This window comes from Nocardia sp. NPDC006982, from assembly GCF_042869435.1.
GTDB lineage: Bacteria > Actinomycetota > Actinomycetes > Mycobacteriales > Mycobacteriaceae > Nocardia.
In genome coordinates this window covers 683,242-701,500 of the sequence record NZ_JBIAFV010000003.1, presented here as the reverse complement: position 1 = coordinate 701,500, position 18,259 = coordinate 683,242, and the positions used below count along the sequence as shown (strand labels likewise).

Here is an 18,259-nt window from a genome sequence, read left to right as displayed (position 1 = left end):
CGTACGAACGATCTCGGGCCATGATGCTCGGCCTGGTCGCCGATCTCGAGGACCAGCAGCGTCGTGCCCAGCAGGGCGGTTCGCCTGCGGCTGTAGCCCGGCACCGCGACCGCGGGAAGTTGCCGGTGCGCGAGCGCATAGCACTGCTGCGCGATCGGCACGGGACATTCCTCGAACTCTCCGCGCTCGCGGGGTGGGGTACCGGCGATCCGCTCGGCGGCGGTGTGGTTACCGGCATCGCAGAGGTTGAAGGCCGCCAAGTGATGGTTATTGCCAATGATCCCACTGTGCGCGGTGGTTCGCTGTCGCCGACATCCATCACCAAGACCGTTCGTGCTCTCGACATCGCCCACACCAACCGGCTGCCGGTGGTCACACTGGTCGAGTCGGGTGGCGCGGAACTGGACAAACAGAGCGATATCTTCGTTCCCGGCGGCGAGCAGTTCCGGCGCTTGACCGAACTATCGGCCGCAGGGATCCCGACGGTGTCTGTGGTGCTGGGCTCGTCCACAGCCGGCGGCGCCTACTTGCCCGGCATGAGCGACTACACGATCTTCGTCAAGGACCGGGGATACGCCTTCCTCGGTGGGCCACCCCTGGTGAAGATGGCCATCGATGAGGACGTCACCGAACAGGATCTCGGTGGCGCGGAAATGCATGCGCGGGTGTCGGGCCTGGCGGACTTCCTTGCGGCCGACGAATGCGACGCCATGCGGCAGGCGAGGGAAGTCATCCGGCAGTTTCCGGCGCAAGCGCGCCCGGCCGGTGGCCCGCCGCCACGCCATGCCCCCGACGAGTTGCTCGGTATCGTGCCGGACGATCCGCGGCGGCCGTTCGATATGCGTGAGGTCTTGGCTCGCATTCTCGACGGTTCGCAATTCGATGAGTTCAAGCCTCTTTACGGCCACAATCTGGTGACCGGGTGGGGAACCCTGCACGGCATGCCGATCGCGGTGCTCGCGAACAACGGCATCCTGTTCTCCGCGGAGTCGCAGAAGGGTGCGCAGTTCATCCAACTCGCCAACCAGTTGGGCGTGCCGCTTTTATTCATGCAGAACATCACCGGGTTCATGGTGGGTACGGCGGCCGAGCACGGCGGAATCATCAAGGACGGCGCCAAACTGATCAATGCGGTATCCAACTCCCGGGTGCCGCACGTGACCTTGATGGTCGGTGTCAGCTACGGCGCAGGCAACTACGCGATGGCCGGCCGTGCGTACCGGCCGCGACTGGTGCTGAGCTGGCCGACCCACCGCATCGCGGTGATGGGCGGACGGCAGCTGGCCGGTGTCATGTCGATCGTGCAACGACGTTCGGCCGAGGCGAAGGGCATTCCATTCGACGAGACGGCCGACGCGGAGCGGCGCGCAGCGCTGGAGGATCAGATCGATCGTGAGTCGACCGCCCTGTACTCCACGGGCCGCTGCTGGGATGACGGAATCATCGACCCCCGGCACACCCGCTCTGCGCTCGCGGTGAGCTTCGCCATGGCCACCGGCGGCGCGCGGGCCTTCGGCGCGGAAACCTCGGTCCCCGCACAGTCTTTCGGCGTCTTCCGATTCTGAGGAGCTCCATATGCGACGCATACTGATCGCCAACCGGGGCGAGATTGTCAGCCGGGTTGCCCGGACGGCCCGGGCCCGTGGGCTGCACACCGTCGGTGTCTATTCGCAGCCCGACGCACTTCTGCCATATCTGCACGACGTCGACGAGGCGGTAGCACTGGACGGTGTGACCTCCGCGCAAACCTACCTCGACATCGCGGCACTGCTGGCAGCTGCCGAGCGCACCGGTTGCGACGCCATCCACCCCGGCTACGGATTTCTTTCCGAGAACCCGGATTTCGCTCGCGCTGTAGAGGCGGCCGGACTGTGCTTCGTCGGCCCGCCCGCGGAGTGTGTCGCGGCGATGGGTTCGAAGGTCCGGGCGAAGGAAATTGCCCGCAAGGCCGACGTGCCGGTGCTGCCCGACGCGGTACTTACCTCCGATCTCAGCACCGACCAGGTCGCGGACCTAGCGGAGCAGGTGGGCTATCCGCTGCTGGTAAAGGCTTCCGCCGGTGGCGGCGGGCGCGGAATCCGTTTGGTCACAAACGAATCCGAGCTCGCGGCGGCGGTCAACGCGGCCGGGCGGGAGGCCGTATCGGCTTTCGGTGACGGGACATTGTTCCTCGAGCGTTACTTGGCTGCGCCAAGGCACATCGAGGTTCAGATCATGGCCGACAAACACGGCACCGTGCTCCATGTCGGTGATCGCGAATGTTCCGTACAGCGTCGCCACCAGAAACTGTTGGAGGAGGCGCCTGCGGTACTGGTTGTTGCCGACCTGCGGGCGGAGATGGCGGATGCCGCCGTGCGGCTCGCCACCGAGATCGGCTATGTCGGTGCGGGAACCTGCGAGTTCCTCGTCGACGGCGGACAGTTCTTCTTCCTCGAAATGAACACCCGGCTACAGGTCGAGCACACGGTGACCGAGGAAGTCAGCGGCCTGGATCTGGTTGCGCTGCAACTTGATGTCGCGGCCGGCGCCGAGCTGTCCCTCCGTCAGGAGGATGTCGTGCTGCGCGGTCATTCGATCCAGGCGCGCGTGTGCGCGGAGAATCCGGCTGCCGGATGGTTGCCCAGTTCTGGCGACGTGTTTCGATACGAACATCCCGATCGGCCGGGCCTGCGGTTCGAGGACGGAATCACGACGGGGTCCACCGTCAGCCCGCACTACGACTCGATGATCATCAAGGTCATCAGTACCGGTGGTGACCGGGCAGCTGCGATCGGCGGGTTGGCTGCCGGGTTACGCGATACTCGACTGCACGGACCGCAGACGAATATCGGGGCGCTGCTGCGGATTCTGGACAACGACGACTATCGCTCTGGGGCCGTTTCGGTAAATTGGCTCGAGTCCCGGCCCGAGTTGGCGCAGCCAGTGGATCCGCTACCCGTCGACACGGCTGCGGCCGCGGTGTGTGTCATGATGGACTGTACCGATCCGGTGGTGACAGGGCTTGGTCCCGCCTGGTCGAACACTCCGGTGCCGACGGTGGTTTTGCGGGCGACCGATGGGCTCGGTGGTGATCACGAGATTCGGTACCTGCCGAGCACTTTCGAAGGCGCACCGTTCTCGCTGTTCGAGTTGGACGGAACCCCACACCATGTCCGGCGGATCGCATACGGTACTCGCGGCGGATCGTGGGTTCGTGTCGAAATAGACGGTATAGCAGCGGATTTCGAAGTCACCGCGGAACACGCGACCGGAGGCGACGCGGGTGGCCGCGTATGGGTCGGCGGCCGCCGCGGAGTCGTCGAATTCACGTTGGCGCCAAGGTTCTCCGATGTTTCGCGTGAAGGCATGGTCGGCGGGCCTACCGCGCCGATGCCCGGGACGGTGCTCGATATCCGTGTGGACGCAGGGCAGTCCGTGATCGAGGGGCAGCCGCTGGTGGTGGTCGAGGCGATGAAGATGGAACACGTCGTCGCCGCGTCCGGCGATTTCTTCGTGGAGCGGGTGCTGGTGGGCATCGGTGAGTCGGTGGCGGCAGGTCAGGTCCTCGTCGAACTGAAGGCAGTCGAATGAACAAGCCACACAACGAAATTCATCGACGGCCGGTCCGCATCGCGAACTGCTCCGGATACTACGGAGACCGGTTGTCGGCGGCGGCGGAGATCATGGCGGGCGAGCCCATCGACGTGTTGACCGGCGACTGGCTGGCCGAACTCACCATGTCGATTCTGGCGAAATCGCGGGCTCGTGGCGGAAGCGGATACGCCCACACGTTCATTCGGCAGCTGACCGACGTTCTCGACAGCTGCTACGAGCAGGGCGTGCGGATCGTAGCCAACGCGGGCGGGGTCGCGCCGCAGGCGTGCGCCGAGCGGGTGGTCGAACTCGGTCGCGAATTGGGGCACGATCTGCGAGTCGCGATTGTCGACGGTGACGACATAACCGGACGGATCGACGAACTGCGCACTGCGGGTGAGCGGTTCGAGCATCTGGACGATGGGAAGCCGTGGGATGGCGACTCCGCCGATGTGCTGGCCGCCAACGCCTACCTCGGCGGCCACGCCGTGACCGAGGCACTGCGCGCCGGTGCCGACGTCGTGATCACCGGCCGCGTCGCCGATGCCGCATTGGTGTCGGGTGCGGCGGCGTGGTGGCACGACTGGACCCCGGATGATTTCCACGCGCTGGCCGGTGCGACCGTCGCGGGCCACGCGATCGAATGCGGTACCCAGGTGACCGGTGGAAACTACGCCTTTTTCGGTGAGATAGCCGATCCAGTCCATCCGGGATTCCCGATCGCGGAGATCTGCCGCGACGGTAGCAGTGTCATAACCAAACAACCGGGCACGGGCGGGGAGGTGACCATAGGCACCGTGACCGCGCAGCTGCTGTACGAGATCGGCAGTCCGCGATACGTCGTCCCCGACGTCGTGGTTCGCTTCGACACCGTCGAGCTGACCCAGCTGGCCCCTGATCAGGTTCTGATCAGGGGCGTCCGAGGAGAGCCCGCACCTGACCGGGCGAAAGCGCTGCTCACCTATCCGGGTGGCTACCGGAACTCGATGACGGTGGCCATCGTCGGGCTCGATCGCGCGGCGAAGGCAGCCCTGGTCGAACGAGCCGTTTGGAATGAATTCCCGTGCGGTCGCGCGGAATTCGCCGAGTCGCGGGTCGAAATCATCGGTGCCCCTCTGGATTCCGAGGACAGCGTGGGCCAGAGCTACGTGCGCATCTCGGTTGCCGATCCGGATCGCGACCTGGTCGGGAAACGCTTCTCGTCGGCAGTGGTGGCCACCAGCCTTGCCAACTATCCGGGTCTGTATCTGACCGGACCGCCCGGCGATGCCAGCCAGTTCCTCGTCGGTTGGCCGACGCTGATCGATGTCGCGCACGTACCGGCGCGGTTGCGGATCGGTGAGATAGCCATCCCGGTGCCGACTCCGACGACCGCGGCACCGATGCCCGATGTACCAGCCGCGGTGATCGGCTTCGATGCCACCGCGGATGGATCGATGGTCGTGGCGCCGCTGGGCCGCGTGGTCGGCGCCCGTTCGGGCGACAAGGGCGGCAACGCCAACCTCGGCCTGTGGGTGCGCGATCGCGCGGCTTACGCGTGGCTGGCGGCGCTGGCCACGCCGGAGCGGATCCGTGAGTTGTTGCCGGAGACAGCCGATCTGGAGGTGCGCTGTTATCCGCTGCCGAACCTACTCGCGGTCAACATCGTGATCGTGGGTCTGCTCGGGCGTGGTGTCGCCGCGTCCTTGCGGGAGGATCCGCAGGCCAAGAGCCTCGGCGAACGGTTCCGCGCGATCACCGCCGCTATCCCCGCCGCATTGCTGAGCCGCGACCCGCAGCTCCTCGAGGAGGTATGAGTCCCAGTGTTTTTCACCGATGAACATCAGCTGTTCCGGGAGACCGTCCGCGGTCTCGTAGCGCGTGAGATCGAACCACACATCGATGACTGGGAAGAGCGGGGAACGTACCCCGCGCACGAATTGTTTCCCAAACTCTCTCAGGTCGGCTTGCTCGGACTCGAGTACGACCCTGAATACGGCGGTGAGGGTGCCGACCACTGGTACACGGTCATCGCGTGCGAGGAATTCGGCAGATTGTCCTGCAACGGCGTGCCGATGGGCTACAACGTCCAGGCCAACATGGCCACCCCGTCGCTGAACGCGCATGGCAGTCCAGAGCTGAAGAAGCGCTTTCTCGCACCGGCCATTCGCGGCGAGCAGGTGTGTTCGATCGCCGTCACCGAACCGGACGCCGGTTCCGATGTCGCTGGTCTACGGACGAGGGCGGTCCGAGACGGCGACGAGTGGGTGATCACCGGCGCCAAGACCTACATCACCAATGGTATCCAGGCCGATTGGCTGTGTGTACTGACCCGGACCTCCGACGAGGGCGGATACCGCGGGATGAGCCAGATCATCGTGCCGACCGGTACAGCGGGCGTCACGGTGAGCCGGTCACTGCGCAAGTTGGGCAATCGATGCTCCGACACCGCTGAGTTCACCTTCACCGAAGCTCGTGTGCCGGTGGAGAATACGATCGGCGAGATCGGGCGCGGGTTCCAGCAGCAGATGGAGCAGTTCCAGATCGAACGACTCAGTGCGGTCTATCAAGCGATCGGTCAGATGCAGACCGCTATCGAGCGAACCGTCGACTATCTGAAGCAGCGCCCTGCATTCGGCCGACCGCTGATGGACAACCAGTACTTGGAGTACACGCTGACCGAGCTGGCGGCGGAAGTGGACGCGCTGCGTCAGTACTCGTATTCGTGTGCGGAATTGATAGTTGCCGGACACGACGTCACGCGTCGGGCTAGCAGCGCGAAACTGTTGGCGGGCAGGCTGATTCGACGTGTCGCAGATGTCTGCCTGCAGTACCACGGTGGTCTGGGCTACATGGCGGAGACCTGGACGTCGCGATTCTTCCGCGATTCGCGGCTGCTGTCGATCGGCGGCGGCGCTGACGAAGTCATGTTGCGCGTACTCTCCCGCGACCTCGTCGCGGGCACCTTCTTCAACTGATCAGGAGATAATGATGACTACCGCGGAATCCGCCCCGGAGGCGGTTGGGCACGACCCCGATGACCGGGTGTTGTTGACCAAGGATTACGAAACGCACATTTCCCGCATCACCTTCAACAATCCCGCCAAGAAGAACGCTCTGGCGCCGGAGGACTGCGACCTACTTGCCCGGCATCTGGACGACATCGCCGTGGACGATGAAATCAAGGTCGTCATCCTGCGCGGCGCGGGCGGTACGTTCAGCACCGGTGTCGATCTGTCCAGGGCCTACGGCTGGTACGACACGCCGGGTGATGCACGTCGTCCCAGTCAGCGCCGCCGACTGAGCGTGGACCGTCGTGCGCAGCGTATGTTCCACGAGTTCATCGGTTTCCCGAAGGCAACGATCGTGCAAGTGGAGTCGTACGCGCTCGGGCTCGGCTTGGAGCTGGCGCTGGCGGCGGACCTGGCGGTAGTGGGCCGGACAGCCAAGTTGGGCATGCCCGCCGCACGCTTCCTCGGACCGGTGCTGGGCAACATCGCACTGTTCATGCACCGTCTCGGACCGGTCGTCACCCGTGAGCTGCTGCTGACCGGCCGGACGGCCGAGGCGACAGAGTTCGAATCGGCGCGGCTGTTCACGCGGTTCGTCGACGCGATCGAGGTCCCGGCCGCCACGGAGGCGCTTGCCGCGCAGGTCGCGAAGATGCCGGCGGACGGCATCACTATCGCCAAGGAGGCGTACCGTCTGGTCGAGGCGAGTTCCACGCTCGGACTCGAGGAGACGACGTCGTATCTGTTCCACAGTTACGGCACCAACCTGCGTTTCGAGTCCGATGAGTTCAATTTCGTCAAGGAGCGCGCCGCCGGCGGCACATCCGAGGCGTTCCGCAAGCGCGACGAGTTCTACGAGAATGGAGCGTCTTGATGACCGCGCTACCAGAACGTGTATTGGTGATCGGTGGCAGCCGGGGGATCGGTCGTGCGACCGTCGTTCAGCTGGCGGCCGCGGGCACCCGCTGTGCGATCGGCTACAACGCCAACGACGCGGCGGCCAAGGAGACGCAAGCGCTCGCGGTGGCCGCGGGTGGACGCGAACCGGTCCTGATCCGCGGTGATCTCGGGACCGACGCGGCCGGATTCGTCAATTCCGCCATCGAACAGCTAGGGGGCTTGGGTGGCCTCGTGACGACAGCGGTTCCGATCCTGGCAGGCCGCACGCTGTCGGTGACCCGGGAGGAGTACGACCGAGTCTTCGACGTGCAGGTGTGGGGGCTGTGGGAAGCTGTCCGCACCGCGTTGCCGGAACTCGAGAAGGTGTGCGGTTCGGTGGTGGCGGTGTCGAGCCTCGGTGCCAACCACTACGCCCGCTACTACGGTGCGATCGGACCGGCGAAGGCCGCGATGGAGAATCTGATCCGCTACTACGGCGCCGAACTCGGCCCGCGGGGAGTGCGGGTCAACGGGGTGTCTCCGTCCCTGGTCGACAATCCCGGACACGGCGGCGAGGACATCATCGCCGGTGTGCAGGAGATGATCGAGGGTGTTGCGAAGAAGACACCGCTGCGTCGCTTGGCCAAGCCTGAAGAACTGGCCTCGGTGGTGGTCGCGCTGCTCAGCAGCGATTTCGCGTTCGTGACCGGGCAGACCATCGCCGTCGACGGCGGCTATAGCCTGCTTGCCTGAGATTGGAGTTCCATGCAGTTCCGACTGACCGACGAAGAACGCGAATTGCGCTCGCGGCTGCGTGAATTCGTAGATCGGTTCTCCGCTGGGGACATGCGCGAGATTCGGCGGGAGATCGCCGAGCTGGAGGCCGATCGCCAAGCGCCGCGCACGTTCGCGCCCTTACTTGCCGAGCAGGACGTACTGGGCATGGGCTGGCCGGCGCCGTACGGTCGGCCCGCCAGCCAGACCGAACGATTCATCGCGCATGAGGAACTCGATTCGGCCGGATTGCCGACCTACGGCATGGAACAAGCCGAAGCGGTGGGTTGGATGCTGGCCCGCTTCGGACCCACCGCCCTCGCCGACGAGCACATCCCGCACATCCTGGATGGCACATGGTTGTACGCGGGTGGATACAGCGAACCCGAGGCAGGCAGCGACCTGCTCGGGTTGCGCACCCGGGCCGTACTCGAAGGCGACCATTACGTCGTCAACGGGCAAAAGATGTGGACTTCCGGTGCACACCTTGCGGATTGGATCTACACCCTGGTGCGCACCGAACCCGGATCAGTGCGTCACCGCGGGCTTTCCCTGCTGATGATCGACGCCAAGGCGCCGGGGGTGACGATCCAGCCGGTCCGGGTCATGGGCGGCTGGCGAGTCAATGCGTGCTTCTTCGAGGATGTCCAGGTGCCGGTCAGCCGAGTTATCGGTCAGCCGGGGCAGGCCTGGCAGATGATGGCCGAGGCGCTCGACATCGAACGCTCGATGAGCTTCGGAGGCCGCGAATCGCGACTTCTGCTGGCGCGCTACATGAATCTTCTCGGCGAAACCGGCGCAGAGCTGGATGAGGCCCGGTTCGTCGAGCTCGGCGAGCTCATCACCGAACTCGAGGCCGAGCGACTGCTCGGGCAGCGGGTGGTGGCGTTGGGGGAGCGTGGCACTATCGCCAATGGCGAGGCATCGATGAGCAAGTTGCAGGGCGCCACCGCCGCCCAACGCACGGCGCAATGGTTGGTCGACCGGCTCGGCTCCGACGCGGTGCTGAGTGAATCCGACGGTCTCGCAGGGGACGTCGAGCACTTCTTGCGAGCCGCCACAGTGCTGTCGATCATCGGCGGCACGAACGAGATTCAACGCAACGTCATCGCCCAACGCTGGTTGGGACTGCCGCGCGGATAATCAGTTCGGGATAACAGCTGGTTGCCGACTCAGCACGCGAATGTGGCCGGTCCGACGATATGGACCGGCCACATTCGATGTGCGGTGAGGTTTCTCGGATCAGCGAGCGATGTTGCGGTAGCTGTACGGCGTGGTGAGCCGGGCTGGGTCAGGTACGGTCGCCGATCCCGAGGTATCCGCCGGTAGCGGTGCCTGCGAGGTCGAGACCCTTGCCGCCACGAAGTCGCGCAGTGAGGTCGGCGAGGTTGGTCGCGGACGTTGCCACCGTGCTGGGATCGGCCAGCGGTGCGTGTTCGACGAGGAACGCATAGTCCAGACCGGCCTCGATGTAGGGTTCGATCTGTTCGGCGACCTGATCAGGCGTTCCACTAAAGTGGCCGAGGCGCCGGACGGCCTCAACGGGTACAGCCCCGACGGCATCGTTGAACAGCTGCGTCGGCATCCGTTCCGGTACAAGGTTTTTCGCGTATCCCCAATCGTCTCCCAGCGGATGACGGTAGCCGAATTGCTGCCATTCCGCACCGCTGACCGCGCCGTAGACGATGGTGTTCCAGCGCAGGATGGAGGTAGCGGCAAGCCGGTTCAGCTCGTCGTCGCTGTCGGCCATGAGAGTGAGTACCGATGCCGCGAATCGCAGCTTGTCTGGATCGCGTCCGGCTCGTTCGGCTGACTCGCGAACAACAGCTATGTCGCGCGCGAGCTGTTCCGGGCCGCCGTGGCACATCCCCGGCAGGTTGGTGAGCAGACCGTCGGCGTAGCGCCCAACGATTTCCAGCGTGGCGGGCGAACCTCCCGTGGCGGCGAGTACTTTTGGCGGCTCGCTGCCATACGGCTCGACCTCGAACACACCGCCCTTCATCGAGTACTGCTCGCCCTTGTACCACACCGGCGCCCCACCACTGTCGAACATCTTGCGGATGATCGCCAGGCTGTCCTCGAGCTTCTTCGCTGATCCATAGCGCGGATGCCCGTACATCAGAACGTTTTTCGCTTCTGAGGCGCCGAGGGCGAAGAACGCGCGCCCTTTCGCGGCGTGGTCCAAGGTCATGAAGTGTTGAGCCAGCTTGGACGGTGAATGTCGGACGACGTCGATCGCGCCGAGGTACAGCTCGATCCGGGTGGTGGTTGCCGCACTCAGCGCCATCACGATGCTGGCGTCGAGGAAATTGTGCTGCTTACCCCAAGCTTTCGATACCGGGAGCACTTCCCAGATGCTGCTCGGGTGATTGCCCGAGATCTGGTCCGTGAACGCGATGGCGTCGAAACCCAGCGCCTCACAAGACTGTGAGTACTGGACTGCGGAATCGATCGGGGGGATGAACGAGCCGTATACACCGATTTTGACCATGGAGTCCGCCAATCTTGAAATAGATAACCTGGTTAAAATATCTGTACTCTTGAAAGAGTGTCAACGGTCACATCCACTTAGCTCGAACGCGTCGCTCAGCCCCGCTGATGCAGGCGACGCCACGAAGTCGCATGCAATCCGAACTCGTTAACCCTGGTTGTGGACTGATGGCTTGATCCAACGTCGGCGTATTTGGAGCGTTTTGTGCTTCCTTGCGTAACTCCACGTTCCAGGCCAGTGGCCTGGGCGCGCGGCTTCGACGATTGTCGGCAGGGTGGGCAGCCACCGGCGGCTCGGCTCCGGTGGCTGTATCCAGTGCAGGTCTGCGGTGGCGGCGGTGGGCAGCCGGATGGAGTCAGGGCACTTCAGGAGTGTCAAACCGGGCGGCATGTCACGCTGTGAGAGGACAGTCCCGTTGGCGTCGGCGAGAAATGTCCACCTATTTGGGTCCCATGTCGCAATAATCGGTCCGCAGCATCCGAGGATCGTGAGCCAATCGCGCACTCGCGGGGCGCGCCCTGCGGTCGCGGGCACGGAGACCGCGACGGTGTCGCCTGTCAGTGCCAGGTACAAATCGCCGAAGCGGATGTCGGTCCGCCATCCGAACAGCCCGCGATAGGTTGCAGGAGTCGGTGTCGGGAGTGCCGTGTCGTTCATGCTGTGTGCCGCCGACCGGAAAGTTCATCGAGGCCGGTTGGGCTGGGGACCGGTCTTGTCGATCTCTGCCGCCCAGCCGGGCAGGGTGAAACCGTGATCGAACTGCCATAGGTCACGCACAGTTTCGCGATGGGTCGGGTCGGCGAGAGTGCGGGCCAAGTCCGCCAGCGCGGCCGACGGGTCCGGCATCATGGTCGACCAGGCTCGGATTCGTCGGGAATATAGTTGGCAATCGGCCTCGAGGGTGAATCCATATCCGCCGAGTACTTGGTGTCCGACGGTGGCCGCCAGCCGGGATGCCGATCGAGCCTTGTGGGCGGCCATGGCAGCCGCATGCATCGGCGGCGTGCCGGTTCCGCCGTAGTTTGGATCGGCGAGGAAGGCCGCCTTGCGGACCAAGAGATCGGCGGCCTGCAGGGCGGTAGCGACCTCGGCGAGGGGGTGGGAGACCCCTTGGAAGGCCCCGATCGGCTGGCCGAACTGGTGGCGCTCGCTGACGTACCGAACGCAATCACGGAGCAGCGTTTCCCCGGCACCGACGAGGCGGGCTGCCTCCAGGAGCAGGCCGAGTGACCGCATGGCAGCCAGCGCCAGGGTGTCGGCGACCACTTCGGCGTCTTCGGTCTGCAATTCCCGCAGGTCTACCACGTATTCACCGCCACTTGTGCGCCGCGGCGGAAGGGCGGCCGAGGTGAGGGCAACCCCATCATCGTGTGCGACTACGACCGCGGGCAGTGGGGGCACGAGATCACGGTCGATGCCATTGGCCGTGTCGGTCCGCGAAAGTACGGCGATAGCCGGTGCGGCTGCGACGAACGGCACCGGTGCCAGGTAGCTGCCGATGACGACTGCTGCGCGTGTCAGCAGGTATGGGTCCGAGCCCAGTTCCCACAACCCGAAGTCGTTCAGTGCGGTGTCCAAGCCGGAGTCGTTTCCGTTCGTGTCTTCGGCTGAGCGGACCACCTCGCGCGGACAGTGCTTGTCCAGCAGGCTCGCTAGGGCGGCGGCCAGTTCCTCGGCATCGTCGGGCCAGCGCTCATCGAACATATGACTACCTCACCATCTTCAAGGCGGCTTGCCTACTTTTCAAAAAGTATCACCTGGTTATACTATTGATGGAAAGTGGTGATCGAAAGGGGTCTTGTGGGTGTGTCAGGGGTGATGGGCGAACTGGGTGTGCAGTTGAGTGCCGCCGACGAAGAGTTCGCCACCGAGTTGTCGACTTGGCTGGACGGCCATCTGCCCGCGCATCGCGCGGAATCGGCCGAGGCGGCCACGCCTGCGGACAAACTCCGGCTCGCTCGGGTTTGGCAGGCGGAACTGGCGGCCGGCGGTTGGGCGGCGATCACGTGGCCACGGATTCACGGCGGCCGAGAGGCCAGCGCTACCCAGCAGCTGATCTATCATTCGACGGTGGCGGAGCGGCGGGTGCCGCCCGCCGTGGGGCGAATCGGCATCAACCTGTGCGGACCCACCTTGATCGCGCATGGCACCGAAGAGCAGCGCGCACGATTCCTCGAACCGATGCTTCGCGGCGAACATCTTTGGTGCCAAGGGTTTTCCGAGCCCGGTGCGGGATCGGACCTGGCCTCCCTGCAGACCTCGGGCGTTATCGACGGTCAGGAGTTGGTGATCACCGGCCAGAAGATCTGGACCTCCGGCGCGGAGCGGGCGGACTGGATGTTCGCGCTGGTTCGGACCGACCGATCCGCGCCGAAGCGTGAAGGAATCAGCTTTGTGCTCATTCCCATGGACGCTGCCGGGGTCGATGTCCGTCCGATCAAGCAGCTCTCCGGGGATTCCGGCTTCAACGAGGTCTTCCTCGATCAGGTGCGGGTCCCGCTCGACAATGTGGTCGGTGGACTGAACAAGGGCTGGGGCGTCACCCGGACGACGCTGGCCAACGAGCGGGCCATTCTGTTCATGGGACAGCAAGTGGCCCTGGCGTCCACGGTGCGAAAGATCGTAGACCAGGCCAGACATCGGGATGTGTCGGGATGGCGAGCCGCTGACGATGCGCACCTGCGATCGCGGATCGCCGAGGCGTGGATCGATGCGGAGTTGGTGCGCATCAACGGAATTCGCAATTTGGGCAAAGTGCTCGCTGGTCGGCAACCCGGGCCCGAAGGTGCGATGTCGAAGCTGTTCGGACAGCACGTCGAGCAGCGCGTGCATGAACTCGCACTCGATCTCGGCGGTACCGCCGCACTGCTCGACCGCGGCGCGAAAGATGCTCCCAACCGAGGGAAATGGGCGTTGGGATGGTTGCGCACCCGGGCGTCGACGATCGGTGGCGGCACCTCTGAAATTCAACGAAACGTGTTGTCCGAGCGAGTCCTCGGTCAGCCTCGCGACCCATGGGCGGACGCCTGATGGACTATCAATTCAGCGAAGAACACGATGCCTTCCGCGCAATGCTGGCCGATCTTTGTGCGGCAAAAGCAAATCCACGCGCCAGTTACGACAATGACGTCTCGTCCGATCTGGAGTTCTGGCGCGAACTGGCATCGGTCGGTGTTGCCGGGTTGGCGATTCCCGAAGAGTTCGACGGCTCCGGCGCCGGCGTCATCGAGCAGGTTGTAGTCGCCGAGGAGTTGGGCAGGGCGGTAGCGCCCGTGCCCTACCTCGGACATACTGTCGCGGCTTTCGCGATCGACCAAGCCGGCGATAGCGACCAGCGCAAACAGTTCTTGGGTCCGCTTGCCCGCGGCGAGGTCATCGGAGCCTACGTGCCGACGGGCGCGGGTATCGGGCCGGTCACCGTCACTGCCCGGGCTGGGAGTCGGTGGCGGCTCGAGGGCTCGATTCTATGGATCGTCGACGCTGTCGCCGCCGGAGTTCTGGTTCTGCCCGCGCACACCGACGACGGCGTGCGGTGGTTCGTGGTGCGCGACCCCGTGCTCGAACCCCTCCCGAGTATCGATCGCACGCGCCCACTCGCGACCTTGCACCTCTCCGGCTGCGATGCCGAATTATTGTGTGGCGCACAACATCCAGAAGAAGTGGCGGACCGCAGCCTAGCGCTGCTGCGGACGCTGGCCGCAGCGGAGGCAGCCGGAGTCGCGGCGCGAGTATTGGACCTCTCCAGTGCCTACACCAAGCAACGACACCAGTTCGGATTGCCCATCGGCACATTCCAAGCGGTGAAGCACCGGCTCGCCGACATGCTCGTCGAGGTCGAGAACAGTCGATCGGCGGTGTATGGCGCGGCATGGGCGATCGCGGATGGGCACGATCCGGTCCGAGCCGTGGCCATGGCGCAAGCGGTGGCTACCGCGAACGCCGTCGATGTGGTCGGCTCGGCGATCCAGTTGCACGGCGGGATCGGTGTCACCTGGGAGAACGATCTGCACATCTACCTGCGTCGAGCCAAGGCGCTTCAGCTGGCGTTCGGCGCATCTTGGTGGCACCTCGAGCGGCTTGCGCAGCTGCTGCTGGACGAGCAGCCAAGTACGTGATCATTATATAAATCTATATGAGTTAACTTAGTTATTGCTTTTTAAGTTGACCCACTTCACGGCCTCGGCCGATCGAGCAAGGAGATGGGATGGGACTGCCCGAGCAGATCCGCCGGATAGCGCGGCGCAGCGATGACGACCCGGCGGTGTGCTATGCCGGAATATGGTGGAGCACTACACAATTGAGCCATGCCGTCCGGCGAATCGACGCACTCTTGCGCGAGGCCGGCATCGGCGATGGCGTTCCGGTCGGCGTCTACATGCGTAACCGGCCTGGCCATGTGGCGGCACTCGCGGCGCTGCTCGGATTCCGGCGTCCGCTGATTGTCCTGAGTCCGCTGTATCCGGATGACACGGTTGGGGCGGATGTGCGGTCGCTGCGCCCCGCGGCCGTGCTTGCCGACGGCGAAGACTGGGATCGGGCGTCGGTACGTGAGGCGACCGCCGATATCGGTGCGCTTGGGCTGCGCATCGACCTGCCGGCCGACCGAATCGAGGTGGTCTCGCCGCGCGCCGAGGGTTCCGCCGTCGGCGAGATTGCGCCTGACGTCGCCATCCTCATGCTGACCAGTGGCACAACCGGCCCGCCGAAGCGAATCCCGTTGCGCTTCAATGAGATCGAGCATGCGCTCGACAGCGCGCAGGAACACTATGTCGGCAAGGTCGGCAATGGTGCGAAGGTGCGTGGCGGCGGCGTGCAGATCGTGTCGCTGCCCCCGGTGAACATCAGCGGCCTGTGGGCCCTCATCACCGCGCTTACGGGTGCGGGCAGGTCGGTGCTGACCGACCGATTCGAGCCCGTCGCGTGGGCCGAACTAGTGGCCGAGCACCGGCCATCGTCGGTCTCCGTACCACCGGCAGCGCTGCGGATGTTGTTGGACGCCGACGTCGAATCCGATCGGCTCGGCAGCCTCAAGGCGGTGTGGGCCGGTGCGGCGCCGGTCGGGCCGGAACTGGCCGCGGAATTCGAGCAGCGGTTCGGCTGCCCGGTGCTACTCAGCTACGGGGCGACCGAGTTCACCGGTGGTATCACCGGCTGGAGCCTGCGAGACTGGAACACCTGGAAGAGCACCAAGCGCGGCAGCGTGGGGCGCCCACATCCGGGTGTTCAGATCTCGGTCGTCGACCCTGACACCGATGAACCGGTCGAGACTGGCCAGTCGGGTGTGCTGCTTGTACGGTCGGCTCAAGCCTCAGGTGGCCGCGAGGCCGGCTGGGTACGCACGAGCGACATCGGACGCGTTGATGAGGACGGGTTCGTCTGGATCGACGGCCGCAGTGATGACGTGATCAATCGCGGCGGATTCAAGGTGTTTCCGGCTGAGCTGGAACACTGCCTCGAGGAGCATCCGGCAGTCCGGGAGGCTGTCGTTGTCGGCATCACCGACGAGCGGCTCGGTCAGGTACCGGCCGCCGCGGTCGTAGCTCGCGAGCCCGTCAGCGACACCGAACTTGTGGCGTGGGTGAAGTCGAGATTGCAGTCCTACAAGGCACCTGCACGAATCCAATTCGTCAGCGAGATCCCGAAAAACCCCGCGATGAAACCGCTGCGCGGTCAGGTCCGCGCGATGCTCGCCGGCGATCTCGCCGCGAACCCGACCTAGATGCATGGAAGTGACGAGGAGAAATTGATGACGGAGACAGTAGCCGGCCGCGTCGTGGTCGTGACGGGCGCGGGCAATGGCCTCGGCCGTTCGCACGCCTTGGCCTTCGCCGCCGCGGGCGCCAAGGTTGTGGTCAACGATCTGGGTGGGAGTAGGGACGGCGCGGGCGGCTCGGCAGGTCCGGCTCAAGCGGTGGTCGACGAGATCGTCGCCGCGGGGGGCGAGGCATGCGCGAACACCGACGACATCAGCTCGTTCGACGGCGCGGCCAACCTGATAGCACAGGCCGTCGACGTCTACGGTGGCTTGGACGTCCTCGTGAACAACGCGGGCATCCTGCGCGACCGGATGCTGGTATCGATGTCGGAAGCCGAGTGGGACGCGGTGATCAAGGTCCACTTGAAAGGCACCTTCGCGCCGACCCATCATGCTGCGGCCTACTGGCGTAGGCGCGCCAAGGAGGGGCTGTCCAACGACGCGCGGGTGATCAACACGACCTCGCCGTCAGGTCTGTTCGGTAACCCCGGCCAGACGAATTATGGTGCGGCGAAAGCTGGTATCGCGAGCTTCAGCGTCATCGCCGCCATGGAGCTGGCGTCCTACGGCGTCACCGTCAACGCGGTCGCGCCGACTGCCCTCACTCGGATGACCGACGATCTGCAGGCGGTGCACGAGCTGGCGACATCGGTAGACCTGGCTCCGGAGTCGGTTTCGCCGGTTGTTGTCTGGCTCGGCAGCACTGCGTCGAAGGATGTCACGGGGCGAGTATTCGCCGTGATCGGTGGAACGGTCGCCGTTGTCGACGGCTGGGCGTACGGGCCGGAGGTGTCCAGCAGCCAGCGTTGGACTTTGGACCAGCTCGCCGAGGTGCTGCCAAGCCTGGTCGCCGCAGCGGTGCCTGCCGCAGATATGACCGGTCGGCGGCCGACGCGATGAGTACCGCCGTACATCCGGTGAGCCGGCTGGTGGGGACGGTTCTGCTGGAGTTCGACATGGACATAGAGCGCGGCAAGATCCGCGAGTTCGCTCGGGCGACCGGGTCGAATTCGCCGGTCTACCTCGGCGAGCGCGCGCCCATTCCGCCGACCTTCCTGATCAGCTCGGCGCTGTGGGAACCCGATGACAAGCCGCCATTGATCGAACAGCTCGGCCTTGATCTGACCCGGGTACTGCAGGGCGGCCAGGAGTTCCGCTTCTTAGGCGACCTACCGCGGGCGGGAGACCATCTGCAGGTCGACGTGAGCGTCGAGTCGGTAGCCAGCAAAGCGGGCAAACGCGGTGGGGAGATGACCTTCGTCGTGCTTCTCACCCGGTATCGCGACTCGGCGAGCACTGTCGTCGCGGAGGCTCGGGCCACCATCATCGAGAGGGCGCAGGCATGAACCACGTTGTGGGCGATGAGCTGCCCGTTCGACGCTTCGGGCCGCAGTCCCGGACCGATATCGTCCGGTACCAGGGCGCGAGTGGAGACTTCAACCCGATTCATCACGACGACGAATTCGCGCGTGCCGGCGGTATGCCCGGCGCCTTCAGCGTCGGGATGCTGCAGGCGGGGTACCTGGGTACCTATTGCGCGGACCTGTTCGGGCCGGAGAACGTCCGCTCGATATCCGTTCGGTTCTCTGAGCAGGTGTGGCCTGGTGACGTGCTTGTCTGCGCGGGATGGGTCGAGAACTTCACCGAGTCGCAGGGCGAGCTGGTACTCGAGTTGGCGCTGACCGTGAGTCGCGAAGGGGGCGGCGTCGCGGTGACGGGCAAGGCGCTCGTGGTAGGCCCGAGTCGTTGAATTGACTAACCAGGTTATGTTAAATTCAGGCGCAGGATGAGATAGGT

At 64.9% G+C, this 18,259-nt stretch carries 15 protein-coding genes; 13 read left to right on the top strand and 2 right to left on the bottom strand.

Annotated elements, in window-relative coordinates:
- Nucleotides 1-23 precede the first annotated feature (23 nt).
- Genes ACFYOW_RS16625 through ACFYOW_RS16595 form a run of 7 tightly spaced genes read left to right on the top strand, consistent with a single transcriptional unit; the run spans nucleotide 24 to nucleotide 9,359 of the window.
- A complete protein-coding gene (locus ACFYOW_RS16625) occupies nucleotides 24-1,565 on the top strand; it encodes an acyl-CoA carboxylase subunit beta (protein ID WP_387288848.1) in 1,542 nt (513 codons plus the stop codon).
- A gap of 10 nt (nucleotides 1,566-1,575) precedes the next feature.
- A complete protein-coding gene (locus tag ACFYOW_RS16620) occupies nucleotides 1,576-3,570 on the top strand; it encodes a biotin carboxylase N-terminal domain-containing protein (RefSeq protein WP_387288676.1) in 1,995 nt (664 codons plus the stop codon).
- Entirely contained in the window at nucleotides 3,567-5,369 is a 1,803-nt protein-coding gene (locus tag ACFYOW_RS16615; protein WP_387288674.1) for an acyclic terpene utilization AtuA family protein, read from the top strand. The genes ACFYOW_RS16620 and ACFYOW_RS16615 overlap by 4 nt, the downstream gene beginning before the upstream one ends.
- A 6-nt stretch (nucleotides 5,370-5,375) precedes the next feature.
- Nucleotides 5,376-6,530 (top strand): acyl-CoA dehydrogenase family protein, encoded by a 1,155-nt coding sequence (locus tag ACFYOW_RS16610; RefSeq protein WP_387288672.1) that lies wholly within the window; start codon nucleotides 5,376-5,378, stop codon nucleotides 6,528-6,530.
- 13 nt (nucleotides 6,531-6,543) lie between these two features.
- The gene (locus ACFYOW_RS16605) at nucleotides 6,544-7,437 is read left to right on the top strand and encodes an enoyl-CoA hydratase/isomerase family protein (protein ID WP_387288670.1); all 894 of its coding nucleotides are present in this window, start codon (nucleotides 6,544-6,546) and stop codon (nucleotides 7,435-7,437) included.
- A complete protein-coding gene (locus ACFYOW_RS16600) occupies nucleotides 7,437-8,195 on the top strand; it encodes an SDR family oxidoreductase (protein ID WP_387288668.1) in 759 nt (252 codons plus the stop codon). The genes ACFYOW_RS16605 and ACFYOW_RS16600 overlap by 1 nt, the downstream gene beginning before the upstream one ends.
- A gap of 12 nt (nucleotides 8,196-8,207) precedes the next feature.
- Nucleotides 8,208-9,359, top strand: a complete 1,152-nt coding sequence (locus tag ACFYOW_RS16595; protein ID WP_387288666.1) for an acyl-CoA dehydrogenase family protein — start codon at nucleotides 8,208-8,210, stop codon at nucleotides 9,357-9,359.
- A gap of 148 nt (nucleotides 9,360-9,507) precedes the next feature.
- Here the strand turns inward: ACFYOW_RS16595 and ACFYOW_RS16590 are convergent, their stop codons facing one another.
- Together ACFYOW_RS16590 and ACFYOW_RS16585 are read right to left on the bottom strand one after the other, a co-directional pair.
- On the bottom strand, nucleotides 9,508-10,707 hold the full coding sequence (locus ACFYOW_RS16590; RefSeq protein ID WP_387288664.1) for an LLM class flavin-dependent oxidoreductase: 1,200 nt from the start codon (nucleotides 10,705-10,707) through the stop codon (nucleotides 9,508-9,510).
- Nucleotides 10,708-11,388: 681 nt separating this feature from the next.
- Entirely contained in the window at nucleotides 11,389-12,411 is a 1,023-nt protein-coding gene (locus ACFYOW_RS16585) for an acyl-CoA dehydrogenase family protein (RefSeq protein ID WP_387288662.1), read from the bottom strand.
- A gap of 102 nt (nucleotides 12,412-12,513) precedes the next feature.
- Here ACFYOW_RS16585 and ACFYOW_RS16580 point away from each other — a divergent pair, with 102 nt between their 5' ends.
- From ACFYOW_RS16580 to ACFYOW_RS16555, 6 genes are all read left to right on the top strand, one after another.
- Nucleotides 12,514-13,737 carry an acyl-CoA dehydrogenase family protein gene (locus ACFYOW_RS16580; RefSeq protein ID WP_387288660.1) on the top strand — a complete coding sequence of 408 codons (1,224 nt, stop codon included), beginning with the start codon at nucleotides 12,514-12,516 and terminating at the stop codon, nucleotides 13,735-13,737.
- On the top strand, nucleotides 13,722-14,822 hold the full coding sequence (locus ACFYOW_RS16575; RefSeq protein WP_387288658.1) for an acyl-CoA dehydrogenase family protein: 1,101 nt from the start codon (nucleotides 13,722-13,724) through the stop codon (nucleotides 14,820-14,822). Before ACFYOW_RS16580 ends, ACFYOW_RS16575 begins: the two co-directional genes overlap by 16 nt.
- Before the next feature lie 89 nt (nucleotides 14,823-14,911).
- Nucleotides 14,912-16,426 carry a class I adenylate-forming enzyme family protein gene (locus tag ACFYOW_RS16570; protein ID WP_387288656.1) on the top strand — a complete coding sequence of 505 codons (1,515 nt, stop codon included), beginning with the start codon at nucleotides 14,912-14,914 and terminating at the stop codon, nucleotides 16,424-16,426.
- A gap of 27 nt (nucleotides 16,427-16,453) precedes the next feature.
- Complete coding sequence (locus ACFYOW_RS16565; protein ID WP_387288655.1) at nucleotides 16,454-17,362, top strand: SDR family oxidoreductase; 909 nt, start codon at nucleotides 16,454-16,456, stop codon at nucleotides 17,360-17,362.
- Entirely contained in the window at nucleotides 17,359-17,808 is a 450-nt protein-coding gene (locus ACFYOW_RS16560; RefSeq protein WP_387288653.1) for a MaoC family dehydratase N-terminal domain-containing protein, read from the top strand. The genes ACFYOW_RS16565 and ACFYOW_RS16560 overlap by 4 nt, the downstream gene beginning before the upstream one ends.
- Nucleotides 17,805-18,212, top strand: coding sequence for a MaoC/PaaZ C-terminal domain-containing protein (locus tag ACFYOW_RS16555; protein ID WP_387288651.1), 408 nt, complete (start codon nucleotides 17,805-17,807; stop codon nucleotides 18,210-18,212). Before ACFYOW_RS16560 ends, ACFYOW_RS16555 begins: the two co-directional genes overlap by 4 nt.
- Nucleotides 18,213-18,259 lie beyond the last annotated feature (47 nt).